This window comes from Viridibacillus arvi (assembly GCF_001274945.1).
Lineage (GTDB): Bacteria > Bacillota > Bacilli > Bacillales_A > Planococcaceae > Viridibacillus > Viridibacillus arvi.
In genome coordinates, this window is sequence record NZ_LILB01000001.1 from 1,129,905 (window position 1) to 1,136,082 (window position 6,178).

6 protein-coding genes are annotated in these 6,178 nt (G+C 34.0%); 1 reads left to right on the forward strand and 5 read right to left on the reverse strand.

Going from position 1 to position 6,178, the window contains the following annotated elements:
• Window positions 1-15: 15 nt before the first annotated feature.
• The 4 genes from AMD00_RS05330 to AMD00_RS05345 form a co-directional block, all read right to left on the reverse strand.
• Window positions 16-1,443, reverse strand: a complete 1,428-nt coding sequence (locus AMD00_RS05330; protein ID WP_169786318.1) for a CehA/McbA family metallohydrolase — start codon at window positions 1,441-1,443, stop codon at window positions 16-18.
• A gap of 20 nt (window positions 1,444-1,463) precedes the next feature.
• Window positions 1,464-2,615 (reverse strand): ABC transporter ATP-binding protein, encoded by a 1,152-nt coding sequence (locus AMD00_RS05335; RefSeq protein WP_053416020.1) that lies wholly within the window; start codon window positions 2,613-2,615, stop codon window positions 1,464-1,466.
• A gap of 263 nt (window positions 2,616-2,878) precedes the next feature.
• The gene (locus tag AMD00_RS05340; RefSeq protein WP_053416021.1) at window positions 2,879-3,649 is read right to left on the reverse strand and encodes a DeoR/GlpR family DNA-binding transcription regulator; all 771 of its coding nucleotides are present in this window, start codon (window positions 3,647-3,649) and stop codon (window positions 2,879-2,881) included.
• Between the two features lie 116 nt (window positions 3,650-3,765).
• Entirely contained in the window at window positions 3,766-3,981 is a 216-nt protein-coding gene (locus AMD00_RS05345; protein ID WP_053416022.1) for a hypothetical protein, read from the reverse strand.
• Between the two features lie 309 nt (window positions 3,982-4,290).
• On the opposite strand from AMD00_RS05345, the gene AMD00_RS05350 reads away from it, so the two are divergent.
• Window positions 4,291-4,647 (forward strand): hypothetical protein, encoded by a 357-nt coding sequence (locus tag AMD00_RS05350; protein ID WP_053416023.1) that lies wholly within the window; start codon window positions 4,291-4,293, stop codon window positions 4,645-4,647.
• Window positions 4,648-4,782: 135 nt separating this feature from the next.
• On the opposite strand, the gene AMD00_RS05355 is transcribed toward AMD00_RS05350, so the two are convergent.
• A complete protein-coding gene (locus AMD00_RS05355; protein ID WP_053416024.1) occupies window positions 4,783-5,940 on the reverse strand; it encodes a WD40 repeat domain-containing protein in 1,158 nt (385 codons plus the stop codon).
• Window positions 5,941-6,178 lie beyond the last annotated feature (238 nt).

Here is a 6,178-nt window from a genome sequence, read left to right on the forward strand (position 1 = left end):
GATTATGCCTCCTTTTTATACAAATTGAAAGTACACAGGATTTGTAAAAGCTGTTATATCCCCGACTTTGTTTTTAATTTCTATACGTACATAATTTTCTGTAAAATCATCGGATGTGTAATCAATCACCATTTCCGAATCCATCACCTCTTTTTCATAAAGCAAACGTTCTCCTGCAATAATGCATACACGGGATGACGATTCCATATTGGAAAGGATCAGCGAGATTTGTAAACGATTATCGGTTATACGGATGTGGTCTCCAATTGAGAATCTCTGGTTAACAGTTAGCTCAATTCTTGGACCCATTGATATATATGACCTTCCGTATTTTAAGCTGTCTATAATACTAGCCGCACTCGCATCATTTGCTTGTACGAACATGTAAGCGCATTGCTCATCTTGACCCATAGGATTATGCCAATCACGGCCACAGCTCGCTTGAATTTCATAGCCTTGTTGGAGTAGCTGAGTCCATTTAGCATAGGCATCAAGATTGCTTAGTGATAATGTCGGACTTGGACCATTCCAGACTTCAATAGCGTCAATGTGATTGATATGATCTAATACATAATTCCACTGACACCCTGTACAAAAAGGGTTCCCCATATCAAAAGGATGTGCAATTGTTATAAAGGCTTCGTTATTTTGTAGCTGTTGCAAAAATGCTTGTAGTGACGATGATGATAAGTGAGTCCAATTGTTCAATGGAATATTTTCTGCATGATGCACTAAAAAGTGACCATAAAATGTTGTGTATTCCACCCCTTGGAGTATTGTTAAGTTATGTTGATTTAACTGTAAATCTTGGTATGCAGAAGTCGTATTATGATCCGTGATTGATAGACAATGAATGCCTTCTTGTTCTGCTGCAGTTAATAATTGTTCTGTAGTTTGATTTCCATCGCTATGCACTGTATGCGTATGCAATTCTGCTTTTACCCACGGTGCATTTTGTTCTACTTGTAGTGTTTTAACTACCTTTTTCTTAGGTTCCCTTAATTGTGCCAACGGGACTTCACGTGAAAACGATGGTTCTTCCACTACAGCTTGCACCTCTAAGTCACACTTTATATTTGGTGATAGGCATGCATGATTATGGATTGTAAATTGCCAAACACCCACTGGTATATCACCTGCTTCAAAGCCAAGTGATGCTTCACCATCACTAATTTCGATAAGCTGATTTGAATTAAAATAATGACGACCACCACGGAATTTGTATGGATCATGAATCGATAATGTTAATAAATTTCGCAAAACGGTGTCATTTTCTAGTATCGAAACACTATATCCTTCTCTTAAAACGGCATGTTCAAGTGCAACTCTGTCACTTTCTTCAATTGGACTGTAATTAAAGTTGACTACCAAGCGAGAAACATTCTCTGGTACCTCAACATGAAATGTCATATGTGCTTGATTTGCTTTTTCATCTAATGTCATGGCTATTTGAAAGAGCTTTCTCATAATTTGATACTTTCCCTTTCCAAAATTTTATGCACATTATTTTCTACATGAAGTGGTAGACGCATTTCTGTTACTTTATCGAAGAAGTGCATATCTTCTAAGTTAATGCTAAGGGCGATTTTTTCACCTGAATTGTAAAAGCCCATATCATTAACTTTTAATATCATCTGTTGTTCATTCACATTGAAATAAACGAGGGTTTCAGCACCCATTAACTCAGCAATTTCTACTTCTGTGACAAATGACAAGTTATTTGATTGCTCTTCTACTTCAGTGACAATACTGATATTTTCCGGACGAATACCAAGAATAATTTTCTGTTCTTGATAATCTCTTTGCTGTAGCTGATTAACAATGCTTTTTGGTAACTGATATCGGATCAGGCCTATTATTAGCTCACCGTTTACGTATTCTGCTTCTATAAAGTTCATCGCAGGTGAGCCGATAAACTTTCCAACAAATACATTCGCTGGTTTTAAGTAAATTTCACGTGGCGTGCCGACTTGTTGAATCAGTCCATCTTTCATGACTACAATACGCGTTGCCATAGTCATGGCTTCTGTTTGATCATGCGTTACATAAATCGTCGTAGCTTTTAAACGTTTATGTAATTTTGATATTTCAGCACGGGTTTGGAACCGTAGTTTCGCATCTAAGTTTGATAATGGCTCATCCATTAAAAATACTTTTGCTTCGCGAACAATAGCGCGTCCAAGTGCAACACGCTGACGTTGCCCACCAGACAATTCTTTTGGCTTACGTTCTAGCAGTGGATAAATGTCTAAAATTTTGGCAGCTTCTTTTACTTTTGCATCAATTTCACCCTTAGATATCTTTTTCATTTTTAAGCCAAAAGCCAAATTATCATATACACTCATATGAGGGTATAAAGCATAGTTTTGAAATACCATTGCAATGTTACGATCTTTAGGATGCAAATGGTTTTCTACGCAATCATCTATTACAATCTCTCCTGAAGTAATATCTTCTAATCCAGCTATCATTCGAAGCGTTGTCGATTTACCACAGCCTGAAGGCCCAACTAATACGATAAATTCTTCATGATCAATGGTTAAGTTAAAGTCTGTTACGGCATGCTTACCATCCTCGTAATCTTTGTAAAGATGTTTCAGTTCAATTTTCGCCAACTTTATAGTCACCTCTCTCGTGAATTCTTCTTAAGCTTACTGTTTGGATGTTAATACCGTATTAGCTAAATAATAATGATTGTGTTGAATTTCTTTGTTTTCTTCATAAATAGAGTTATAAATTTACATCCCCTTCACAATGGGGGTGTTTATATATACATTTTTATGAAAAATAGGATTAATTGTTGGTTTCAATACACTTCTTTTTGTTTTATGTAAAAAACGCACAAAAAAACAGCAATGCGAAAAACGCATTACTGTTTTCAAACTTGCACCTTTGTCCATATGTATTTGTAACGATTCCACTTGCTTGGGTATACTACATCACTAATTATTTCATGAATATCTATCACATCTCCAAATTTCACAAGAGATGATATGTTAACTTTGGATCCATCCACAAGTAGAATAGCTTGCTGAGCATTACGAATCATTTTAGAAGATACTAATGTTTCATCTAAATCAAAGTCATATATACCTTGTTCGAGTAAGCCCCCACAGGAGATAAACGATTTATTGAATTGAAAATTATCTATTAGGTTTAATGTCAAAGCACCATGTACTGAGCGCTGTGTTGGATTTGTATATCCACCAAGCAAGATGATCTTTCCTGTGAATTGTTGACGTTCTAATGCTTGACTAAATGCATCAGCTGCCACTATAGAGTTCGTCACTATCGTTATATCTTTCCCGCTAATATAAGATGCTAGGTGGACCGTTGTGGATCCAACGTCAACTGCGATAATATCACCATTTTCGATACGTGTTGCTGCTTCTTTTGCAATTCTCTTTTTCGCAATACTATTTGATTGAAGCTTTTGTTCAAAAACAGGCTCCTTTTCAACTTTTTTATACATAGTGGCCCCACCATGAAAACGATTGACGAGTTTCATCTGAGCCAGTTCATCTAAGTCTCGACGAATGGTTTCCGGTGAAACTCGTAAATATTCTGAAAGCTCCTTAACGAAGACTTTTTTATTTGTCTTGAGTAGCTCTTCAATCATTTGAATCCTTACATGTTTAACTTTGCTCATCGTAAGAAATTCCCTTCTATTAGGATGTTGTAAGTCCACCCTAATATAGCATGGCAGTATTAATCATTCGTAAATGTTTTATTAAGGTTTGTAATGACTGCTTTTTTATATAACCCTTAGTAAAACACTAACAAGATGCCGAATAAAAGTGATCCCATTACTATCGCAACATAAAAACCATAAGTGTCCAAGATAAAATCAATTGATAAAAAAATAAAAGCTTTGAAAAAAGACCTTTTTTCTGTCTTATTATCTTTATTTACAATAATAATCCCGGCTACTAGATTCACTACAAAAAATAAAATTAATGCTAGCCCAATTAATTGCTCCAATTTTATTCCCTACTTTCGTACCTACCAAATATTTAATGCCGCTTATCCAAGTATTTGAATACCCCCTCCTTTCATACTACTAGAAGAAGTATATAGTATTATATTTTTGTTAAATATAGAATTTACTCATCATAATATTTGAAAAATCATACAATTAAGGAACATATAAACCTACCCAATTAGTATGAAGTCATTAGTTTATTCTCTAGACAATGACAACTCTACAATAATACTCATATACTATCAGTTATCACATTTGTAATATATTGGTTTAAAAGGTTATTATATATGTATGGAGGTGGTTTAAGAATGAAGTTTGAGTTAAATCAAAGAGTAATACATGAAGGACAAAAAGCTATTATTTGGGACTACAGTGTTAGAAAGAATACGTACTCCATTAAGCCTTTTGAGGATGGGGATATGTTGCTTTTCGATATTCCCGAAGACGCAATTAAACCTATTGATCAATCTGGTATGGCGGAATCTGCGAAAAGACTAGCAAGCTCACTTAGTAATGCAGTACACTCTCGAAATGGAGACGTTGAATCTAGAGATGTGGAGAACTGTATGATAGACCTTTATAATAAGGGGCTACTAATGGAAAATGCTTTTTATGATTATTTCATTAAAGAAATTAAAAACCAGGAAGAAACTTTGAAAATATAATAAAGAAGCCTAATTTCTTGCATAATACACCAGGAAATTAGGCTCTGTTTACTTAATAAAAGAAGTGCAATAAAAAAAGACCCCAGTAAAACACTGGAGTCATCTATTAAGTTGCGAAAATACATTCAGTAATTACTATTTAACGTAATACTTTGTAACATCTCCGCCAGCTACGATAAGATATTTGCTGTCCTTAGTGAAGTTCATACTAGTTTTATCAATCATTTTAAGTTCATATAATAATTTATATGAACTGTCATACATTTTAACGCCTCTCATGTCCAGAAGAGCAATTCTTTTTCCATCAGGACTGATTTTAACTTCCCCAATAACGCCATAAGGTCCTCCGAATTTTTTAAGAACTACATTTTTATCTGTATCATACACGTAGACCATAAAATCTTCTTCTTCAACGTTTGTAACACTTAATAATAATTTATTATTATCTTTTGTAAACGTAATACTTCTTACTTCTTTATTATCGATTTTAAATTCTTTTATAACATTCCCTGTTTTTGTATCATTTAAAACAACACGAGTATCATCATAGGATGTAGCTAATATTGAACCATCTACAGAAAGTGCTGCTGCGTTTCTTCCTGTTTCAACATCATCTATTTCCACCACATCTAAGTCCGAATTTACAACTTTCCCTTTGCTCTTATTCTGACTAGCATACGATACCCCATTTTTTACATCGAAGAAGTAATCATTGTTAGGGTTAAACAATTTGAATTTATTATATGAAGTAAATTTGAAATTGTAGTAATTAAAAATACTACCATCATAATGAACTAATCCTTTTTTCGAAAAGAAAATAGAATTACTCTTACTGCTATTCTTAGCAAAAGATTTTACTAGATGCCCATTTTTTAAATCATAAAGAGATGAGCCCGCCGAAACATATTTATTGCCAAAAGATGTATCTACTTTTCTTCCTTTATATTTCCCCTCAATGCTCCATACTTTCCTAGAAACAGTGACAGGCAATTTAACTTTTTCACCATATGCTTTTACGTACACATAGGCTTTACCGGCGTTTTTAGATTTCACTACACCTTTACTAGAAACAGTCACAATATTCTTATTAGAGGAACTAAAAGACACTTTTGGTTTCTTTACGATCTTCCCATTTTTCTTAACACTATAATTAACTTTTGCAGAACCGTTGTACTTAAGCGTACTTTTACTAAGCTTTGCAGAAACCGTAATCTTACTTGCTGCATCAGCAACTGGAGTTACAAAAGTAAATAACAATACAACCAATACGAAGTAACGGATAATTTTTTTCATTTACACCTCTCCTTGATTTTTTTATTGTAAAAATTTTCGTTAATAATTATATCATATTCAGGTTTTAATAATCAGAAATTTTAGACTTATATATAACTAATAAACGAATTCATTACTTTGAATGTAATGTTCTGGACATAAAAAAAGTAATGGTATGTTCCGGGACTGACCCCTGTATTTAAGACAGGGATCAAAAAAGCATTTATCCAACCAGTTGTCGGTATTGTACCGGCGACTG

Bases quoted from the DNA above. Each gene is read 5' to 3' on its own strand.
- AMD00_RS05330 (WP_169786318.1), bottom strand. From the start codon at position 1,443: ATGACATTAGATGAAAAAGCAAATCAAGCACATATGACATTTCATGTT.
- AMD00_RS05340 (WP_053416021.1), bottom strand. From the start codon at position 3,649: ATGAGCAAAGTTAAACATGTAAGGATTCAAATGATTGAAGAGCTACTC.
- AMD00_RS05350 (WP_053416023.1), top strand. From the start codon at position 4,291: ATGAAGTTTGAGTTAAATCAAAGAGTAATACATGAAGGACAAAAAGCT.
- AMD00_RS05355 (WP_053416024.1), bottom strand. From the start codon at position 5,940: ATGAAAAAAATTATCCGTTACTTCGTATTGGTTGTATTGTTATTTACT.